17 protein-coding genes are annotated in these 19,153 nt (G+C 36.9%); 3 read left to right on the top strand and 14 right to left on the bottom strand.

Annotated features, from left to right (window positions below; translation table 11 throughout):
* Positions 1 to 20: 20 nt before the first annotated feature.
* Positions 21 to 902 (bottom strand): TolB family protein, encoded by an 882-nt coding sequence (locus LB450_RS07460; RefSeq protein WP_224487294.1) that lies wholly within the window; start codon positions 900 to 902, stop codon positions 21 to 23.
* 58 nt (positions 903 to 960) lie between these two features.
* Positions 961 to 1,134, bottom strand: coding sequence for a hypothetical protein (locus LB450_RS07455; protein ID WP_224487293.1), 174 nt, complete (start codon positions 1,132 to 1,134; stop codon positions 961 to 963).
* A 197-nt stretch (positions 1,135 to 1,331) separates the two neighbouring features.
* On the opposite strand from LB450_RS07455, the gene LB450_RS07450 reads away from it, so the two are divergent.
* Both LB450_RS07450 and LB450_RS07445 read left to right on the top strand, forming a co-directional pair.
* Entirely contained in the window at positions 1,332 to 3,251 is a 1,920-nt protein-coding gene (locus tag LB450_RS07450) for a DUF294 nucleotidyltransferase-like domain-containing protein (RefSeq protein ID WP_224487292.1), read from the top strand.
* Positions 3,248 to 3,850 (top strand): 3'-5' exonuclease, encoded by a 603-nt coding sequence (locus LB450_RS07445; protein WP_224487291.1) that lies wholly within the window; start codon positions 3,248 to 3,250, stop codon positions 3,848 to 3,850. The genes LB450_RS07450 and LB450_RS07445 overlap by 4 nt, the downstream gene beginning before the upstream one ends.
* Before the next feature lie 118 nt (positions 3,851 to 3,968).
* Here the strand turns inward: LB450_RS07445 and LB450_RS07440 are convergent, their stop codons facing one another.
* A complete protein-coding gene (locus LB450_RS07440; RefSeq protein ID WP_224487290.1) occupies positions 3,969 to 6,128 on the bottom strand; it encodes an APC family permease in 2,160 nt (719 codons plus the stop codon).
* Positions 6,129 to 6,581: 453 nt separating this feature from the next.
* On the opposite strand from LB450_RS07440, the gene LB450_RS07435 reads away from it, so the two are divergent.
* The gene (locus tag LB450_RS07435) at positions 6,582 to 6,785 is read left to right on the top strand and encodes a dodecin family protein (protein WP_224487289.1); all 204 of its coding nucleotides are present in this window, start codon (positions 6,582 to 6,584) and stop codon (positions 6,783 to 6,785) included.
* Positions 6,786 to 6,877: 92 nt separating this feature from the next.
* On the opposite strand, the gene LB450_RS07430 is transcribed toward LB450_RS07435, so the two are convergent.
* The 11 genes from LB450_RS07430 to LB450_RS07380 all read right to left on the bottom strand — a co-directional run bounded on the left by LB450_RS07430 (position 6,878) and on the right by LB450_RS07380 (position 18,905).
* Positions 6,878 to 7,804, bottom strand: a complete 927-nt coding sequence (locus LB450_RS07430) for a M14 family metallopeptidase (protein ID WP_224487288.1) — start codon at positions 7,802 to 7,804, stop codon at positions 6,878 to 6,880.
* A gap of 87 nt (positions 7,805 to 7,891) precedes the next feature.
* Complete coding sequence (locus tag LB450_RS07425) at positions 7,892 to 8,941, bottom strand: glutathione synthetase (protein WP_224487287.1); 1,050 nt, start codon at positions 8,939 to 8,941, stop codon at positions 7,892 to 7,894.
* The gene (locus LB450_RS07420) at positions 8,941 to 10,785 is read right to left on the bottom strand and encodes a flavohemoglobin expression-modulating QEGLA motif protein (RefSeq protein WP_224487286.1); all 1,845 of its coding nucleotides are present in this window, start codon (positions 10,783 to 10,785) and stop codon (positions 8,941 to 8,943) included. The genes LB450_RS07425 and LB450_RS07420 overlap by 1 nt, the downstream gene beginning before the upstream one ends.
* Before the next feature lie 513 nt (positions 10,786 to 11,298).
* Positions 11,299 to 12,534, bottom strand: a complete 1,236-nt coding sequence (locus LB450_RS07415; RefSeq protein ID WP_224487285.1) for an APC family permease — start codon at positions 12,532 to 12,534, stop codon at positions 11,299 to 11,301.
* Between the two features lie 48 nt (positions 12,535 to 12,582).
* Positions 12,583 to 13,110 carry a macro domain-containing protein gene (locus tag LB450_RS07410; RefSeq protein ID WP_224487284.1) on the bottom strand — a complete coding sequence of 176 codons (528 nt, stop codon included), beginning with the start codon at positions 13,108 to 13,110 and terminating at the stop codon, positions 12,583 to 12,585.
* 124 nt (positions 13,111 to 13,234) lie between these two features.
* Positions 13,235 to 14,335 carry an AI-2E family transporter gene (locus tag LB450_RS07405; protein WP_224487283.1) on the bottom strand — a complete coding sequence of 367 codons (1,101 nt, stop codon included), beginning with the start codon at positions 14,333 to 14,335 and terminating at the stop codon, positions 13,235 to 13,237.
* 109 nt (positions 14,336 to 14,444) lie between these two features.
* The gene (locus LB450_RS07400; RefSeq protein ID WP_224487282.1) at positions 14,445 to 15,608 is read right to left on the bottom strand and encodes a baeRF7 domain-containing protein; all 1,164 of its coding nucleotides are present in this window, start codon (positions 15,606 to 15,608) and stop codon (positions 14,445 to 14,447) included.
* 214 nt (positions 15,609 to 15,822) lie between these two features.
* Positions 15,823 to 16,635 (bottom strand): non-homologous end-joining DNA ligase, encoded by an 813-nt coding sequence (ligD, locus tag LB450_RS07395; RefSeq protein ID WP_224487281.1) that lies wholly within the window; start codon positions 16,633 to 16,635, stop codon positions 15,823 to 15,825.
* The gene (gene ligD, locus LB450_RS07390) at positions 16,632 to 17,639 is read right to left on the bottom strand and encodes a non-homologous end-joining DNA ligase (protein ID WP_224487280.1); all 1,008 of its coding nucleotides are present in this window, start codon (positions 17,637 to 17,639) and stop codon (positions 16,632 to 16,634) included. The genes ligD (LB450_RS07395) and ligD (LB450_RS07390) overlap by 4 nt, the downstream gene beginning before the upstream one ends.
* Positions 17,636 to 18,232, bottom strand: a complete 597-nt coding sequence (locus LB450_RS07385; protein ID WP_224487279.1) for a DNA polymerase ligase N-terminal domain-containing protein — start codon at positions 18,230 to 18,232, stop codon at positions 17,636 to 17,638. Before LB450_RS07385 ends, ligD (LB450_RS07390) begins: the two co-directional genes overlap by 4 nt.
* Before the next feature lie 43 nt (positions 18,233 to 18,275).
* A complete protein-coding gene (locus LB450_RS07380) occupies positions 18,276 to 18,905 on the bottom strand; it encodes a protein-L-isoaspartate(D-aspartate) O-methyltransferase (protein WP_224487278.1) in 630 nt (209 codons plus the stop codon).
* Positions 18,906 to 19,153: the final 248 nt, after the last annotated feature.

The raw sequence follows: 19,153 nt of genomic DNA, 5'->3' as shown, positions 1-19,153 counted from the left end.
TGCGATGGGTTAAAAAGTAATCAGGACTTAACCTCTTCGTAAGACACAAAAGCAAATCGTTTGCCATCGGGTGACCAGGAGGGCACATTGATGCTTCCTTGTCCGCCAGTGAATTCACATAAGGTTTTTAGGGTTTTTGTTTCCAAGTCATAAAGTCTTAAGACTACCCTTTTCATAGGTGGATGCGCCTCACCCTGCTCGTCGAGGTAAGATAAGAACACAACAGAAGAACCGTCCGGTGAAGGATGCGGAAACCAGTTGGAATACGAATCCTTGGTAAGTTGAGTCTTTTGACTCCCGTTTGTTTTCATTCTCCAGATGTCCATGCTGCCCGATTGCATGGAGTTGTAGTAAATGTAGTTGCCATCGTGAGAATAATCAGGGCCATCATCAAGCCATTTCCCGTCTGTAAGCCTTGTTTCTTCACCACCATCGATACCGATGCTATAAATATCAAAACTCTCTTCACGCCTGGCAGTATAGGTTAAAATTTGCCCATCCGGAGACCAGCCGTGCCAGAATGAAGGTTCTTTTGGCGTGACGAGTTTAGGGGCACCACCAGAGGCAGGAAGTACATAAATCTTTGAGGTAAGCCATTGCTCTTTATCTTTTGCAGGGACTGCATCAGCTGAACTAATGACTATTTGTTCTCCATCTGGCGAAATGCCATGGTCGTTGTTTAAGTCTTTAGCAAAGCCCGTATCTACAACGGTTTTCTTTTTGGTTTTGAAGTCCCATTTGAAAAGTTTTGCATCGCTATTCAAAAGAAGATAGCCGTCATTCCTGCTCCAGTTAGGCGCTTCAAAATGCCCGGTTTCTGCATAGATGACTTCTCTTTTATTGGTAGTTATATCATAAATTTCTAAAACAGACTTTATTTCTTTTGTTTGGTTGAGGGGCATGTGTTTTTACTTAAAGGATTAGAGCTTAAAAATAATAAGCTTTGGTAAACATTAACCCTCATGAGTCCTTAGGCTTTTTTAATTGATTATAACCAGTGACACCTGTAGCTATAGATAAAAATAACATGACAGGGACAGCTACTTTCCAGAGGGGGCAAGCAAAATAGGCGCAAACCATGAGGCCTAGAAATAATCCACTTGCCCAAAATAAAATAATATGTTGCTTTTTCATAGGTTATTAACTTTAGTTTGAACTTGTATTTTTTAGATAAATCGGTAGTCGTCTTTAAAATAATTCAAAATGAATTCAGTAATCTTTAAGACTACAGATTCAATATTTGAATTTATAATAATTTTTAAAAAAAGTAGTAAATTGTAAAGGAAAGTTTGTCTTCCAAGGTAAACATCTGGTTTAAACGAGTAATCGAAATGGAAAATGTTATTGTAGAACGTGTTGCTGACTTTTTAAGGCAATATCCACCCTTTCAGGATCTGAACTCTGAGGATTTACATCAGTTAGCCTCTCAGGTTCGGGTTCATTATGTTCCTAGAAGAAATTACCTGTTTAAGGAAGGCGATACTGCTCACAAAGAATTTTATGTAGTGCAACAAGGCGCTGTTGGTTTAAGGTCTAAGCAACTGAGCTCAACAAATTGGATAGATATATGCGATGAAGGCGATATACTGGGTTTACGTCCTTTGTTTGCAGATCAAACCTATGCTATGGAGGCTATGGCGAGAGAAGAATGCGTGCTGTATGCTATTCCTTTCGAGGTTTTTAAAAATTTGTTATTGAACAATACCAGGGTTATGGACTTTCTTTTGGAAAGCTTTGCTTCCAATACCAGAAATCCAAAAGCATCAGAATCTAAAGGGAAGCTACTTTCCAGCAATTATAATTCAGGCGAAGAGCCATCTTCAGAACTGGATTTTTTTCAGCAGGCCTTTTATACCAAAAACCCTAAATGCCTCTCACCCGATGAAAGCATTCAGCAGGCAGCATTTGTCATGAATAAGCATAAAATCAGCTCGCTTATCATTGAACACAATAAATTCCCCATCGGTATTGTGACCGATAAAGATATACGGCGCTGGGTCGCAAACGGCGTTCTGAGCAGTGAGGATAAGTTAAGCACAATCATGTCTTCACCGGTAAAATGCGTTCCTCCGCATATTCATTTAGCCGATGTGCAAAGCTTGCTCTTGCAGCATCAAATTGGACATTTGTGTGTGACCGAAGATGGAACGCAACACACTGAGATTGTTGGGATTTTGTCTGAACATGATATCGTTACTGCTCAAGCCAATAACCCTGTGGCACTTCTGAAGCAAATTGAACGTGTGAGTCAACTGGAGTCTTTAATCAGAATTCGTGAATCTTTGAGTAGTCTTTTGGAAGCTTATTTAAATACAGCTTTGCCTATGCCTTACGTCATGAAGGTAAGCCGACTGATTACACAGGCTTTGATGCAGCGGGTGATAGAATTGAGCGTAAAAAAAACAGGAACACCACCTGCCAAATTTGCCTGGCTCGGAATCGGGAGTCAGGGCAGGGGAGAACAAGTATTACTTACAGATCAGGACCATGCTTTAGTTTTTGAAGATGTTTCTGATGAAAAATCAGAAAGTATTCAATCCTATTTTTTGGAATTAGCCAAAGAAGTTAGTTCTATTTTTAATGAATTAGGCTATGTGTTTTGCCCGGCAGAAATGATGGCGAGCAATCCTGAGTACTGTTTAAGTCTGAGTCAGTGGAAACGTAAGTTTTCAAATTGGATAGATAATCCTTCATCCAAAAGCATAATGATGTGTAATATCTTTTTTGATTATGCTAAAGTTTATGGCGAGGAAGAACTTTCAAAACAACTGAGTGAGCATATTTTTAAAAAACTAAAAAAAAATCAGCGCTTTTTCGCCTACCTGGGCGAAGATGCTGTAAAAAATCCACCGCCTTTAGGATTTTTCAGACAGTTTATAATTGAAGACGATGGCAGGCATAAAGACGAATTTGATGTCAAAGCCAGAGCTATTCAACCTCTGGTAGAGGCGGCCCGGGTTTTGATTTTGTCTGAAGCAGTAGAGGGCAAAAACAATACTGTAGAACGTTTTGAAAAACTGATAGAACTCGAGCCTCAAAATGAAGAAATCTATGCAGGGTGTATCAAGAGTTTTCTTGTATTATCCAAATTCAGAGCTGTGGAGGGCTTCAAACAAAATTCAACAGGCAGGTATTTAGAACTATCAAAATTAAGCAAGAGTGATAAAATGAAGTTGAAACGCACGTTTAAACCCATTAAAGACGTACAGAGTTTACTAAAAAATCGATTTCAACTCGCTTATTTTCTATGATGTACTGGCTGAATAATTTATTTGGAAAACGAACAAATCACCCCGATTTCTGGAAGGCATATCAGGAAGAATTCAAACATACCAATAACCAGCGCGTGGTCGTTTTAGATTGTGAAACGACCGGGTTAACTCCAGGAGAAGATAAAATTTTATCAATTGGAGCGGTGGCTTTACATCAAAACGTGATTTACGTGGAAGATCATTTTTCTGTATTTCTGAAGCAAAAGCTAATTAAACCTGAAAGTATTGCTATACATGGGATTGTAAAGAATAAAAGGAATACATTAACTTCAGAAATGGAGGCCATAAAGCATCTGCTGAAATTTCTAGGCAGTTCTAAAATCCTGGGCCATCATATTCAATTTGACATCCAAATGATTAACCTGGCTCTTAAGAACATGGAATTACCAAAGTTGAAAAATAAGGTTGAGGATACGGATGGTTTATATTCAAAATTCAAAGGGGTTCACCAGCCGATGCATAAAAGTTTAGATGAGTTGTGCGATGAATTCAATATCCCTAAAAAAGACAGGCATACAGCTTTAGGGGATGCCTTTTTGACCGCTCAAGTATATCAGCGCTTAGTGGTCTCACTCTAGCCACACAGCAAAGCACCGCAAGCTGAATTGTATTCTTTTCAAGTAAAAAATGCAAGTTGTTTTTATGATAGTTTAACTTAAGGGCATGAATTGAATACTTAGGATAAGCTTATGGGTCTTAATTATCTTCTTTCTTCACCTCTTTTGCCGGGCTATCTTCAGGTTCTGAATCTTTTTCCTGTTGTCGTTTTTCAAGAACAACAAGTAAGGGGCAATCTATTTTATCACTAATCTCACCTCTGATTTTATTGATAAAATTTTCCCGTTCTTTAGCATTGGCCTCCACTAAGATCACAAGGTCATCAGCCTGGTGTTTTTCTTTCACCGCTTCAGAAATATCACTGACCTGTACAGAACTCGATTCAATTTGTTTTCTATTTACTCCTGCCTGTTTTAGCCTGTTTATGGCTTCTCTTTTCATTGCAGAAGTATCTTTAGCCTTTTTGTTTTCAGATTCTTCCGAACTCTCTGTGCTTTCAATAAACATTAAGCTCGCTGGCAGACCACTGGCTTTGGTCAGTTCATAGATGACCGTCGCATAACGTTTACTGAGTTGATGGATGTCATACACAGGAATAAGCAGTCGGTTGAGTTCCTTTATCGGCTTCACTACCAGCAATGCCTGGCAGTCATATTCTAAGATCACATTATCTATTGCCTGAGCTACGTCTGAAGTAAAAACCAGTTCTGTGTCGACATCAAAGGATTCATCTTCCAGTTCTTTTTTAGCCTTATCCAATTCCTTTTGAGATTCGCCATCATCATCTTTCTCAAATTGTTCTGGACTTGTTTGTTCTTTCAGTTCCTTGTAACCCAGTAGCAGAATTTCAAGATCTGTGAAACCTCTTAATATGGCTAAAGGAATAGATTTTTCCATTGGTATGGAGACAGGAAGTAAAATTCTCGGCTGACGCAACTTTGGTTCTATATGTGGAGGTGATGGGTCTTCCAAGGTTTTGTCTCTGGCGTAGATAAAGTAAAAAATGGCACTAATCAAAAGGACAGCCCCTCCCAGTATGATAGACAAGGTTTGCATGAAAAATATAAGTCCAAATCCAGCCAGCATTCCTGCGATTGGAATAACAGGATAACCTGGTGTTTTAAATCCTGGTACATACCAAATAGGAAGATCTCGACGAAGCTTTAACACACATGCGCAAATAAGACCATAAATAACAAGATGAAGAAAAGAGGCAGTTTCCGCCAGTATCTCAAGGTTTCCGACAAACATGATTCCAGCAATAGGTAAACCCACGAAAATTAATGCGCGGTGTGGAGTGCCATACCGTTCATGTAATTTAGATATCCAATTTGGCAGAAATCTGTCTTTACTTAAGGCATAAATTGTTCTAGAGGAACTTAAAATAGATCCGTTAGCGCTTGAAAGAGTCGCCAACAAGCCGGCAAAAAGAACTACTAATGCGCCAATGTCTCCTATAAGTCTTCTAGCGACTTCTACAATTGCAGTTTCTCCTAATTCTTTAAGCTGTGACACAGAAAGAAAGCTATTGCTTACGAAAAAAGTGAGAATATAAAGCAGGGTTACAATTAGTACACTGCCCACCAAAGCACGAGGTAGATTACGTTGCGGATTGATGATTTCTCCTCCCACAGTAGCTATTTGAACAAATCCCAGATATGAAGTAAAAATGAGTGCGGAAACTCCTACTACAGGGCTGAATCCTTTAGGAGCAAATGGTTTTGGTAAATGTGCAGAACCAATAATTCCAATAGCTTGAAGCGTACCATACAAAAATAAAAGAGTCAATACTCCTGTAAGTACAAGAACGATACTATTTTGAAGTTTATTTGCACTTTTTGTTCCTACGATGTTGATAAAAGTGAGAAGTAAAGTAGAAGCTAAGGCAATTAATATCACTGGATCTTTAGGTTGGTATCCAATTTCTTTGAGAAAATCTATCAAATAACTGGCAAATCCATACAGGTAGAAGGAACTAGCGAAAACAAGACCCATCCATTGTCCAACACCTATCAGCATACCCCAGAATGGACCAAAAGTTCTTGAAACAAAATAATACCCACCTCCGCTAGCAGGCATAGCGGTTGCTAGTTCAGCTGTGCAAAGAGCAACCAACAACGCAATAGCACCAGCAAGCACGAAAGATAACATGGCGGCAGGTCCGGCCTGCCCTGAAGCTATGCCAGGGAAAACAAAAATTCCTCCTGCACCAACCATAATTCCTACACCAATACTTAAAGCTGCCTTAAGTGAAATAGTACGTGTTAATGAAGGTTTTTTTTCTTTGGGGTTACTCAAAACGACAGGTATTGATTAAATAGAAATTACAAGTGAACTAATAAATTTCATTAAAAAAGTAAAAGTGCTCTTTGATGAAAACAGATAAGTTTAATCAGAAAATTATCGACCTTGTTGTGAATCTTCTCTTTCAAGAATATTGAATCGTCCAAAAACAATTAAAGCGGTACCTATTGCTGAAAATATACCGAGTAAAAAATTATACTCGTTATTCTCATAAAGATAAAGAGTGAAGACTGATGACATTATTAATATAACACAAAGAATACGTACTTTATTAAACATCATATGGACAGAATTAATCTATAAAAATAATAAATCATAGAATAAAATTCAAGTCCATAGACTCTTATTTAAGATAAGATTTTAGCTTTTTGTTAAATATCCTTAAATACAATTAGTTTCCTCTCTGTTTTTATTATTTTAGTAGTGAACCAATTAAAAATAAACATTATGAGCATTGTAAAAGTTATAGAAGTATTAGCAACTTCAGATAAAAGTTTTGATGACGCAACTCAAAATGCAGTAACTGAAGCATCAAAGACCGTCAAAAATATTAAATCTATTTATGTAAAAGAAATGAATGCAAACGTGACTAATAATCAAATCGTTTCTTACGCAGTAAATGCAAAAGTTTCTTTTGAAATAGAAAGTTAAATCAATTTAACTGATAAATAAAAAAGCAGCAAGATTTTCAATCTTGCTGCTTTTTTAATGTTTAATTTTTTAATCAAAAGTCTTATTAAGTTTCAATTTGAAGTGTATTCTACTTCTTCAATGATAAAAAAACCGTCGTTTCCCTGAAATTGGTATAAGGGCATAAATATGCGTGCGTTCCATTTACTCTTTATTTCATTTCCATTTTGTTTGGCCAGGAGTTCTCCTTTTTCAACTTTTTGAAAATTTTCATACCCAGGTTCCATTTCAAAGACATCGGAATCTTCAAGACCATGTCTGTGAATCAATTCAAAAGTTTTCTGTTCAGGAGCATTTTTCTCAGCAAAACGATTTATGCACTCTGGATAAGTTTCAATCTTTGTAAGATTTATCTGGCATGCTTCTTTTAAAGCTAGCCAAATGACACCTTCGTGATTTTCAACCGAAGTTTCATCTTCGTGTTGTCCTGCTTCGAAGACAAAACCTGTCATCCCGATTCGACTTAGGTAATGATCTATATCTCCAGTAATGATGTCGCTAAATCCGCGTATAATATAAGTTGGAAATTTATGAGCCCATTCATCATTATCATTTACAACTTGAACTGAAACGTAGGGAAGACTTGGTGAAGAAGTAGTGTGACAATCCAGAAAATAACGCTTAGTATAGTCCTCTTCAGGATATTGATTTAAAATCCCAATAATTTCCCACATTTCTTTTTGCTCGTGGGTTTCCGCTTTTTTCTGCTGAATGTTTTCTTTGGTCCAGACTCGGTTGAGGTCTTCGTCAATATAGCGTTTATTCTGATTGAGAGCTTTATGATTTCCTGATACACCCACAATCTTTCCCTCAATTTCAGGTTTTGCTTTTTCTAACTGTTCAAACACTTCTTCTAATGCTTTTACTCCACTGGATTCATTTCCATGAATACCTGCAGTAACAAAAAGTAAAGGGCCTTTTTTATTGCTGGAGTATTCTCCTATAATTCTTGGGATTTGATTGTCGGTTTCTTGACTCATAGTTTATGTGTTAAATTTTTCAATTATCTATATAAGTTTTTTAGTTTTTAAATTGATATTACTAAATATCAGTCTAGAGTTGAATTATTATTTCATGCAGGCAATCTCCTTATTGGTTAATAGATGACCATAAAGATTTTTATATTCAACTTTACGTTCTATAGCTTGAACTATAATTTCAGTAAAATCCGGGAGACCAACCTCTTCAAAATGCTCCATACCACCTGGACTTAAAACATTAATTTCTATCAGCTTATCATTTACAACATCTAGTCCTACAAAGAAGAGTCCATCGCTTATCAGTTTTGGTGCGGTTAGCTCAACTATTCGTTTCATTGCAGGGGTAAGATCGCTGGTATCTGCAGTAGCTCCAAGTGCAAAATTACTACGGAATTCACCTTCACCACTTACACGTCTTATGATAGACTGTTTTCCATCATTGACCATAACGCGGCCATTCATTAATAAAACCCTGACATCACCATCTTTCACTTCAGGCAAAAATTCCTGAGCAATGATATATCCATCCTGACTTATAGTTTCAATAATTTGATTGAGGTTTTTTTCATTTTCATCTATTAGAAATACATTTTGACCTCCGGAGCCTTCAAGAGGTTTTAAAACCATTTTTTTATCATTCTCCTCCCAAAATTTTAGAATATCATCTTTATTTCTGGTAATCAATGAATTGGGTTTTATTTCTGGTGGAAGTTCCTCAAAATAGAGTTTATCTATAAAGGCTTGAGATAAAGCATATGCATCATTCAAAACTAAAACCCCCTGCTGCTGTATTAGCTTTCCAAAAGCAATACCAGCATGCTCAGCCCATTCCCGACCAGAACCTTCTTCTGTAGGATTATTTCTTATAAATAGTACATCCAGTTCAGTGGAAGTAATTATCTTCTTACGAGCTTTAGAACTTTTCAACGCTTCGAGGTAATCCTGAGCAGAATTAATTTTTGCATCTTCAGGCACTTGTGTGCTATTAATACTAATAGGTGCTCCATGGTGAAAATTAAAATCACCTATACCCATGGCATAAACCTCATGGCCACGAGCGTGAGCTCTATTCATTACCATAATTGAGGTTCCATACCTTTCATTTTCTATATCGTTTAAAACAAAACAAATTTTCATTAGGTTGTCATTTTTGAAATGGATAACCCATTTCTGATTAAATTTAATTTTTCAGTAACATCTTCAGTCAACAAATAGCTTGGTCTGAGTGCTCCTGGTAGTAAAATTTTTCTTTCGGTTAACTCTTCTATTATTTTGGTATGCTTTAAGGCAAACTTTCCGGCCAATAGTGGCTCATAGTCACCACCATCCTGAAGGTAATCACGAAGTTGAACTAAACCCTTCAAGTAGATAATGTCTTTCAAAAATCCACCTCCCTGCATAATTCTGGAAGTTATATTGAAAGCTCGTTCTGAGGAAAAACCATACTGTATCTTCAGAAGTCTGAATATTTCCTGAAAATTAGCACCTTCCAATCTTGCAGAACCTGCAACAACTCTTCCAGCCAAAGTTCTCAATCTATTAGGGGTAAGTCCATCGACCAAATACTCTGACATAACTGCAAGACCTTCCTGAAGTGGGTCATAATCAGCTAAACCACTGCTCAATAATTCTAAAGGTTGCTGTATACCGTTATAATGGGTAAGAACGTGAGTCCCAACCTCATGCTGGATCAATGCCGAGGCTTCAACTTTATTCATTTTATAATCTGCTGGCACATAAAGCTCTCCTTTATTAACCATCATGATATTGACATCCTTTCGAATGTGAATTTTACTTTTGAAGTTTTTGTCCTGATTGGTGAAATAATCAAATTCTCGACGTGCTAAGCTAGCAAAGCCTTTGGCGTCTATAAAGTTACCATCATCAAACTCTTCTTTTTCATTCACTTCACTGAGTATGGTCTTCGCTTCCTGATTTAGTTTCCGGCTTATTCCTTTATAAAGTCTTATGCTGTTATAAAAGAAATTTGGCGTTCCTCTTTCGTTCAGCATGGTAATTTGATGATCGAGTTCCTCCCGTTTTTCTCTGAATATATGAGACATTGCAGGGTCATCTATATCTTCAATCTTGAGATTGTAGAGCTCTCTTTTGAGAACATCCGGATCTATGGGTAAAATACGATAATGGTAATCTATAACTTTTTCGAAATTACTTTCGAAAAAAGTAGCTTTAATATTATGAATATTGGCAGGGGAAACTAACCATAAAAATTGATACGATCGTTCTATTTTAGCAAGAGCTTTATCTATCTCAAAAACCTTATCTTTTAAGTGTTCCCTCCCCATAGACAGATAGCTTTCCATTCTGCACGAAGTATGCACCCTTACATAATCAAAAATCGTTTTGTGAATAGAATCTACCAGGTAGTCTTTAAACTGTCTTAAAAAAACCGGAAAAACATCTCCGCTCTCATTACGATAGATAGGGGGAATTTCCAGTCCTAAAACAATAGCACCTAATCTTTTTGCATCCTCTACACTTAGGATTTCAGGATCACCTTCTTTTTGCCGGTTTGGAGTGTCTAACACTTCAGTATTTAAATAAAGTGCGCTAAATTTATCGTTTATCTCGTTAAGCTCTTTTTCCAGTACATGGACTGTGCTTCCTATTTTTGATACTGGAGCTTTGATAGTAAAACAATTGGTAGATTCTCCAGTATAGATTTCAAATACCATATAAGACTTAAAGTCAGAACAGAGCCTTTCTATAAGTGCAAAAATTAATTTCTGATAGTTCTTAAACTCTTTTTGACCAATCAACAGATAAGACGCTTCACTTAAAACTAATTTTTCAGTACCAGAATCATTTTCTCGTTCTCTGTAAACTATTAAATAAGGAAGGTTTTCTTCAATATGAAGTAAACCGCCACCAGGAAGTGTTGCACCTATTTTTCCATCTTCGTCAAGTGTTTTTAAAATTAATTCAATAGATTTTTTTGATAACTCAGATATGTTTAGCATTTGTGTTATTTAAAAAAATTTAATAGTAGTTCAATTATTAATATAATTGAATTGAATGTTGATTTTATTTAAATTATTAAATAATTAAGTATTATTCAAGTCCAAAATTATTTTAGTATTTATTTATGAGATTTACTAAAAAGCTTTAGAATACTTTCAGAATAAAGATTTGTGAGCAACTGTAGAATGAAATTGATTTAAAAGGAAGCGTATAAAGGTTATATTTTATAAAATATCAATCAAAATTATCACGGCACTCTCCTCTTTGATATTATCAAAGGCAAGTACTAATGTATTTGTACAATAGCTTTTAGAATAAGGTCTTGCCTCCTCATAAAGTACTTTAGCTAATAAAACAATATGTAAAATACCACGCATCAAATTAGCTAAAGATGCATAGGCATATTCAAAGTTTTTTTTAAAAGATGATGACGATAGAAATTTAAACTATGAACGATTTAAATAAAATCTCAGTTGACATGTTTTTTATCCTAGGTGTTTCCGATAGTTAAATCATAAGTTGCCTTGTGTTAAATTATAGATGTTATAACCAAAAAGAATAAGTATTGTTGCTAAAGCTATTATAGTTGGAACAGGAATATTTTTAATATTCAGCGGAATATGAAAAGGAGCCTTTTGTTTTCCTTTATTTTTATAGCGAAAAACAAGCATAGAGAAATTTACCATACCAAAGACGATGAAGATAAAAATATTACTGATGCTCGCTACCAGTTTTAAATCTCCTAATAAGCCAAAAGCAATTGCGACAAGAGCGATAGCTATGATAGCATAATTTGGAGCATTTCCGATACCAGAAATTGTGGTAAATTTTTTGAGCCATGCTATATCACTATCCCTGGCAACGTCATATAGCAATCGTGAGGTTCCCAATATATTACTCAGAATGGTTTTACTGGTTGCAAATAAGGCAATAACTACAAGTCCTGTGGCTCCGATTGTTCCTAGTTTTGTCTGAGCAACTGCAGCTAGTGGTCCCCCGGTCTGAGCGAGTTTATTCCAGTCCAAAACACTTACCGCACTTATGGCTATAAGCACGTAAATTATTAATACAGCTACCCCGCTTAGCAGAACGCCTTTAGGCATTACCTTTTCAGCATTTTTTGTTTCTTCGGCCATTTTCACCAGATCCTCAAAACCAACGTAACTAAAGAAGATAAGGGCACTACTGGCAACAATACCATTCCACCCAAAATTGTTGAATTCAGTAAGGTCCGTGTTGCCAAACTCGGGAATGCAGACTGCAATAATTACAGCAAGACCAAGAAGGGTAATAATGGTAGCAATTGAATTGTAATACGAACTATACTTTGCTCCAAAGATGTTGAATAAAGCCATCAGTCCAATTATAGCAATCACGATTATCCATGATGGAAACTCCAGAAGTCTAGTGAGATAGCTGGCAAAACTTATAGCAATAGCCGCCGCCGCTACTATACCTGTAAACATCATCAAGACAGACATTACTAAAGCAGCTTTGTGTCCTAAACTTTGTTTTATATATTCGAAACTTCCACCAGAATCTGGAAACCTGCTTACAAACTCAGCATAGCTTAAGCCTGTGAGAAGCGCCACACAGGCAGCCACTACAAAACTTAGCCAGAGCATATTGCCCCCTAAAGCTGCTGCTTCTCCTATAATAGCATAAATGCCTGCGCCAACCATCCCTCCTATTCCAAACATCAGAATGTCCCACAACCCAAGTGTTTTTTTAAGCTTCCTTTTTTCCATAGTAAGACTCTAATTTTGAACTTATTGAACTAAGATGTTTATGGATGCCTAAAGATTGGATACAATGCTTTCGTGGATGTCTAAGTCTTCTTTACCATAAAGTACAAATCGAATCTTTTTGACTGATTGTAATTTTGGAAGCATCTCTGATATAGTTTCAAAAGCTATCTTAGCGGCATCTTTTGTAGGATATCCAAAAGCACCAGTGGATAAAGCTGGAAATGCAACAGAGTCAATCTTATTTTCTTCTGAAATTTCCAGAGCATTACGGTAGCAATCTGCCAAGAGTTTGTCTTCCGGCTGGTCTCTGCCATAAACAGGGCCCAGGCAATGAATCACATAATCATTTGGAAGCTCATGAGCTCCCGTAATAACGGCTTCTCCCGGGTTGATGGGTGCTAAAGATCTGCATTCATCATAAAGACCAGGTCCGGCAGCGCGATGTATAGCACCTGCTACACCACCACCTGTTTTAAGCTGAGCATTTGCAGCATTCACTACAGCTTCGATGTCTTTCTGTGCAGCAATATCCCCCTGTTGACATTCAATCTTGATACCTGATAATATTTTTTCCATAATTCACTTCTTTAATATCCAATAGTTAGTTTGCCTTTTTAAAGAGCTAAGTCAAAAAACATAAGACTAAAGTTTAGCTATAAAATTGAAAAATCAATTTCTTAACTCACCAACTCACCGCTACTTAGTCTCTTCCCATAATTTTATTTTTCCATTGGGTCAAAAAATCTAATTTAGCTCCACTGTCATCATAACCAATCAGAAAGCCTACAGGTTTGAGATCCTGAGTGTTATCAAATACAATTTTCATAACTCCAAATAAAGGCACAAATAAAATCAGTCCTGCAAAGCCCCATATAGCACCGCCCAGAACAATAGCTATAATGACAAACAACGGACTTTGTTTGACTTCAGAGCCTATAAGCAAGGGCTCCAAAACATAACTTTCTATGAGTTGAATTATCACTATGAGGATAGTAAATGAAATAATCTCTGTGGAATTCTGACTAATAACGAGCATAAACAGAACTGGTAAAAGTCCACTAAGTAAGGGACCTATATAGGGTATAATAGTGACCAAAACTCCAAAAATTAGCAGCAGTGCAGAATACTCTAAGTCATAGGCAAAAAATGCAATACTATACATGACAGCCAATACAATCATCACCTGAGCTCTTCCCCAAAGATAGCGGTTGGCAACATTTTTAGATTTGTGTAAAATTATTTTTGCATTTTGTTTGTTTTTTTCGGACACATATTTCATCAAAAATTCATTGAATTTTTTACGATTGATCAGTAGTAGAAAAACATAAATTAATGTCAGTAAAAAACTAACTAATATATCAATAAAACCTCCAAAAACATCAGACAAGTGTTTTTGAACTTCTTGGATTAACCCGTAAATACGCTCATTAAACATTTCTTTTTGTTGTTCCAGAGTGAACCCCGTAGAATCAACGATTTGCTGTTGAAGGTTATCAACAAAACCAAAGATGTCCTGTTTTCTTTCTATAAGATCATTTATAAACAAACTAAGCTGACTGAATAGTAAAAAGAAAAGTCCGCCAACCACTATAAATAGAATGAATGTACTAATGAATGACGCCAGTATTCTTCCCAGATTTAGTCTGTTTTCAAGAAAATTGCAAATTGGCATCATCAGCGTGGTAAAAAATATGCCAAAAGTGAGGGGAATCAAAAACGAAGAACCGTAGTATAATCCAATGATCAGAAGTAAGCAAAATAATAAAACACTGTTGATTTTCTGTAATTGGCTTTTCTGCATTGCTCTAAATTTTTGACTAAAACTAAGTATTTTAAGTCATAAATAACAAGAAATTATTAGGATTTGACACCCAATAATTTCTTGATACTTGAACTCAGTTAAAGAAAGTTTAATACCTGTATAAAGCATTTACTTTTTTATGGTTTTCATCGGGCATCGCTTCTTTTTCCATAATATAAATGCTGCCACCCTTTTCGAAAACCTTTATAGCTATAAGGTTAAGCAAAGAAATATTGTTATCGGTAAGTTTGTCTTGAATATTCGCTTCCTGACTAGCGTGGTCATAATCACCGAATATTTCGGCTCCGCTTTGCACAAATAGACTATCAATTCTTCCTTCAATTGCCGATTTTACAATCATATTTATATCTGCTGAAGCTTTACCAGTTCCGATATATTCTGAATATAAGTTCAACTTTTCTTTGCGTGTCTTAGTAAAATGAGGTTGCAATAAACTCCAGGCTTCTTCATGAAGCTGGTTGATATCTTTGTCCTCTGGATTTCCTGAAACGTGCTCATCATATAGGTTTTGATACGTATTGACATCCTTATAGACAGGGAATTGAAAATCCTGACAAGACACTACTAAGGGCGGATTTTGGTCATCATGAAGCATAGTCATTATACCATCGTTTACCGCTCTGAAGTAGCGTTTCATCTCATTCAATTCTTCAGCTTTGCCTTCTCCGGCACCATGGTACATTCCGGATTTGCTATCGCCTTGCTGTCCAGATCTAAACTGTAGGTTTTTCTGTTCAAAATCATAGCCGACAACATCTTCCAGTCTTGAAGGAACTTCTTCTGGAGTAATAACTTCTGTCATGGTATATCGGGTGCCTTCATAAAATTTAACCTCATCATTCTTAAGTGATAATAAATAAAACAATCCATCACCGTTGAAAAGCGGCATCAATGGCTTGAGATAAAACTCATCGGCTACATAATTAAACTCTTCAAAATTGACGGGTACCGTATATTTCTTGAAGGTGTTTTCAGATAGGAAAATAGCTAAGCCGTCAGATTGATGTCTCCAAAATTCATTGTCATTTATCAATTCGTTTACAGGTTTGACCAATTCTTCCACTTCTTTATCGCTCAAACCTCGCTGTTCTAGTTTAGCTTTAGCATTTTTAAGCTGAGTCTTTAGTCTGATTTTATCCTGACCGTCTAATGTTTCCGCACCAGCCCGGTGTGTTGGTATGTAAATAGAAACATAATTTGAACTCTGTTCATTCACTAATTTTAAAACTTCTTGTTTTGTTATCATTGCCATATAATTTGTTTTATATAATGTTTGACTAATTAAAATAGATATTCATCTTTTAAATAAATCTATAACTATTGTCAAACTACTAAAAACAAAGGCTATGACCTTCGATTTAAGAATATTTTAAAATAAAAATCAAACTTATGGCTTACAAACCGACATTAAACAAAATGAGTTATCGAGGGTACCGATAACTCATTCTACAATACCAATAACCCACCTATGCCTTTTGCCCTAAGCGTCTGAAAATATTCGAAAACCCATACTGGTCTGGTTTTTCGATTTTTGATAATTCATCCCATCGAATTGGCGTGGCAACTCCAGCAGAGGGGATAGGTCTGAGAGAGAATGGACAAACGGAAGTCTGACCGTAGGCATTGCGTAAGTAATCGACAAACACTTTATTGTCGCGGTTATCTTTTCTGATAGCTGTAGTCAGAATATCAGGATGTTTTTCTCTCATGTTTTCAACCAGCGCTTTTATTTTTTCTCGTCGCTCATCAAAATCTTTGGTTTGTTTGACGGCATACCAGATATGAAATCCACTTTTGCCTGTGGTCATCACCTGGGGGTTTTTTCCTTCTTTTTGAAGGAAGTTGCCAATTTTCTGTGTAGCCTCTTTCACTTTTTCGAAAGCATTTTTTGGAGGGTCTAAATCAAAAATAACTTTATCAGGTGTATGTAATTTTTCTTTTTTTGATAGCCAAATGTGGAAGGTTACGACACCCTGGTTTGCTAAATAGATAAGCGTTTTCTTGTCATTGCAAATCACCTGCGTATTGCGTCCGTCTTTGGTTTCTATAGGAATGGTTTTTATAAAATCCGGAAAATAATCCGCTGCGTTTTTTTGATAAAAACCGTCAGATTCAATACCATCCGGAAAGCGCTGAAGAGTGAGTGGCCGGTCTTTGAGATAAGGCAACATCTTATCCGCGATCTTTTCGTAATAGTTTATCATGTCCAACTTGGTGATTTCCAGGTCGGGAAAAATAACTTTGTCGGGATGTGATATATCGATGTCTTCTATTTTCATTTTGGGACTTCTTGAGTTACCTGTTTTGCTTCTTTATCATCTCGAATACCTAAAAATCGGGGGTGGCGTAGTTTATTATCGTCGGTCCATTCTGTAAAACCAAATTCTCCAACATACTTCGGTTTGATCCAGTGATTGAATCCGTTTTCGTCGTCATCAAAATTTTCAAAAGGACTGGAGTCCAGTTCAACCCGATCAAATTTTTTTCGCCATTTCTTAAGAAACTCGTCAGCATATCCGGTTCCGACTTTTCCGGCGTACATAAGTGCACCCTCCTCATAATAGCCAACAAGCAGAGCTCCAAAACCCAGACGTTCTCCTTCAGGCTCAGTAAAACCGCCTATAACCAGTTCCTGGCCTTTAGAGCATTTAAACTTGAGCCATTTTTTGCTCCGGCTGTGTACATAAGCAGATTCCCCGTCTTTAGCAATAATGCCTTCCCAGCCTTTTTTACAGGCTTCTTCATGGTAGGATTTACCGTCTTCATTGCGATGAGCTACAAACCGAATGGGATCGTCCCAGTTAAGCGCTTCTTTCAGGACCTTTTTACGCGCCTTCAACGGAAGTTGATCAAGGGCAAAATCTCCATAATACATGATGTCAAACACATATAAAAAGACCTTCACGTCAGAGTTTTTCGCTTCCTCTTTATCCTTGAGTTGCATTCTATCCTGTAACTTGCTGAAACTGGAGACATGTCCGTCAAAAGTGACTATTTCGCCATCCAAAATAAGATTGGGATAGTTTTCTTTTTCCAAAGCCTTTTCAAATTCAGGATAGGTCGAATTCAGTTGCTTTTCATTTCTTGAAAAGATAGAAACCTTTTCATTTTCTATTAGAATTTCACAGCGTTCACCGTCGAGTTTTCTTTCGTACATCCACTGCGGATCATCGAAGTAGTCCTCTGTTAAGGTAGCAAGCATGAGCGGCATAAAGCCCGGAAACTTTTTCTTTTCAGCCTTTTTGAAAACCTCATCTGCCAGGATGTCTTTCAGAGCTTTCATGAGTCGCTTTCTTCTTTTTCAATGGCATTCAGGGTTCTCCCTGTTTCAGTACTTTTTGGTTCGGTGCTGGTGGGATTATGGCGAGCATCGGCTTTATCGTCATCCATTTTGATGAGTAACCAGTTGCCTTCCATTTTTCCGCTATCCATCTTTATCAAAGCATAACCCCCTTTCAGTTTTTCTCCATGCAATTCAATTTCAATGGTTCCGTTTTCGAAAGATGTTTTGAGACCCATAGAATTTCCATCTTCATCTCTCTTGATATTCTCAAAGGTTCCCTTATCCCAAATCATTACTGTTCCCCCACCGTATTCATCTTCTGGAATTACGCCTTCAAAATCTGCATAGTCAACAGGATGATCCCCAGTAGGGATTGCCATTTGCTTTTCACTGGGATCGGTGCTTGGTCCTTTAGGAACAGACCAGGATTTCAGGGTGCCATCTATCTCTATTCTGAAATCATAATGAAGCTGACTTGCATCGTGTTTTTGAATGACAAAAATAGGCTTGTCACCGCTGCTTTTTTTCTTACTCCCCTTAGGTTCGTCTGTTTTATCGAAATCCCGTTTCTCTTTATATGTGTTGCTGGCCATTTTTTTCTTTTGAAAATAGTTAACTCGTTGAAGATACAAATGTTTAATCTTTTTGAGCCTCCCCCGTCATTGGTACAAATCTCACCATCAGTAAGGTTTCCTTCTTAAATTTATCCTCTTCCAGTCGTTCGATAAGCACCAATTTTTGTGAAGAAGTTCCCACAGGTGCTAATAGTTTACCGCCAATCTTAAGTTGTTTTTTAAGGGTTTCAGGAATTTTTGGGGGTGCTGCTGTAAGTTGGATCGCATCAAAAGGGGCCTCTTCCGGCCAGCCTTCATAACCATCGGCATGTCGAACTTCAATAGTGTCATAGTCAGTTTTTTTGAGGTTTTCTTTAGCCTGTTTAGCCAGCCATTCTATTATTTCAACCGAATAAATTTGTTTGGCTAAGCGTGATAAAACAGCAGCATTATAACCGCAACCTGTTCCTACTTCAAGGACTCTATCACTATCTTTCAGTCCTAGAGCCTGGGCCATATAGGCAACGATGTAGGGCTGACTTATCGTCTGAGATTTCCCAATAGGCAGGGGACTGTCCTCATAAGCTTTGTCTTTCATATCTTCAGGTACAAAAAGCCTCCTGTCCACGTCCTGCATGGCCTTTAAGACCGCCTTATCTTCAATGCTTCTTTTTTTTAGTTGACGTTCTATCATGTCTTTTTTTGTACTCATCATGTATTGTTTTTGAATTATTTTTTTTGAATAAATAGTAGGTAATAAGTCATCCATTAATCGAACATCAGCAACTGAATTCGCTTTTTTACTAATTTTTTTCAAGCAAGCAAGCATCGCTTTGCGCTTAGTCAAGAAGGTGAATTTTTTAAATCAGTGACACGCTATACTTTGCGTTTCTTCGCGGGTTTGCTTTGTGAGCTTTGTCTGAAATAGCATTGCGATTAGTGATGTTATAAAGAGGCTGA

The organism is Psychroflexus curvus (assembly GCF_020164585.1).
Taxonomy (GTDB): Bacteria; Bacteroidota; Bacteroidia; order Flavobacteriales; family Flavobacteriaceae; genus Psychroflexus; species Psychroflexus curvus.
This window is presented reverse-complemented; position numbering and strand designations above follow the sequence as displayed.

Bases quoted from the DNA above. Each gene is read 5' to 3' on its own strand.
- LB450_RS07460 (WP_224487294.1), bottom strand. From the start codon at position 902: ATGCCCCTCAACCAAACAAAAGAAATAAAGTCTGTTTTAGAAATTTAT.
- LB450_RS07455 (WP_224487293.1), bottom strand. From the start codon at position 1,134: ATGAAAAAGCAACATATTATTTTATTTTGGGCAAGTGGATTATTTCTA.
- LB450_RS07450 (WP_224487292.1), top strand. From the start codon at position 1,332: ATGGAAAATGTTATTGTAGAACGTGTTGCTGACTTTTTAAGGCAATAT.
- LB450_RS07445 (WP_224487291.1), top strand. From the start codon at position 3,248: ATGATGTACTGGCTGAATAATTTATTTGGAAAACGAACAAATCACCCC.
- LB450_RS07435 (WP_224487289.1), top strand. From the start codon at position 6,582: ATGAGCATTGTAAAAGTTATAGAAGTATTAGCAACTTCAGATAAAAGT.
- LB450_RS07430 (WP_224487288.1), bottom strand. From the start codon at position 7,804: ATGAGTCAAGAAACCGACAATCAAATCCCAAGAATTATAGGAGAATAC.
- LB450_RS07425 (WP_224487287.1), bottom strand. From the start codon at position 8,941: ATGAAAATTTGTTTTGTTTTAAACGATATAGAAAATGAAAGGTATGGA.
- LB450_RS07420 (WP_224487286.1), bottom strand. From the start codon at position 10,785: ATGCTAAACATATCTGAGTTATCAAAAAAATCTATTGAATTAATTTTA.
- LB450_RS07415 (WP_224487285.1), bottom strand. From the start codon at position 12,534: ATGGAAAAAAGGAAGCTTAAAAAAACACTTGGGTTGTGGGACATTCTG.
- LB450_RS07410 (WP_224487284.1), bottom strand. From the start codon at position 13,110: ATGGAAAAAATATTATCAGGTATCAAGATTGAATGTCAACAGGGGGAT.
- LB450_RS07405 (WP_224487283.1), bottom strand. From the start codon at position 14,335: ATGCAGAAAAGCCAATTACAGAAAATCAACAGTGTTTTATTATTTTGC.
- LB450_RS07400 (WP_224487282.1), bottom strand. From the start codon at position 15,608: ATGGCAATGATAACAAAACAAGAAGTTTTAAAATTAGTGAATGAACAG.
- ligD (WP_224487281.1), bottom strand. From the start codon at position 16,635: ATGAAAATAGAAGACATCGATATATCACATCCCGACAAAGTTATTTTT.
- ligD (WP_224487280.1), bottom strand. From the start codon at position 17,639: ATGAAAGCTCTGAAAGACATCCTGGCAGATGAGGTTTTCAAAAAGGCT.
- LB450_RS07385 (WP_224487279.1), bottom strand. From the start codon at position 18,232: ATGGCCAGCAACACATATAAAGAGAAACGGGATTTCGATAAAACAGAC.
- LB450_RS07380 (WP_224487278.1), bottom strand. From the start codon at position 18,905: ATGAGTACAAAAAAAGACATGATAGAACGTCAACTAAAAAAAAGAAGC.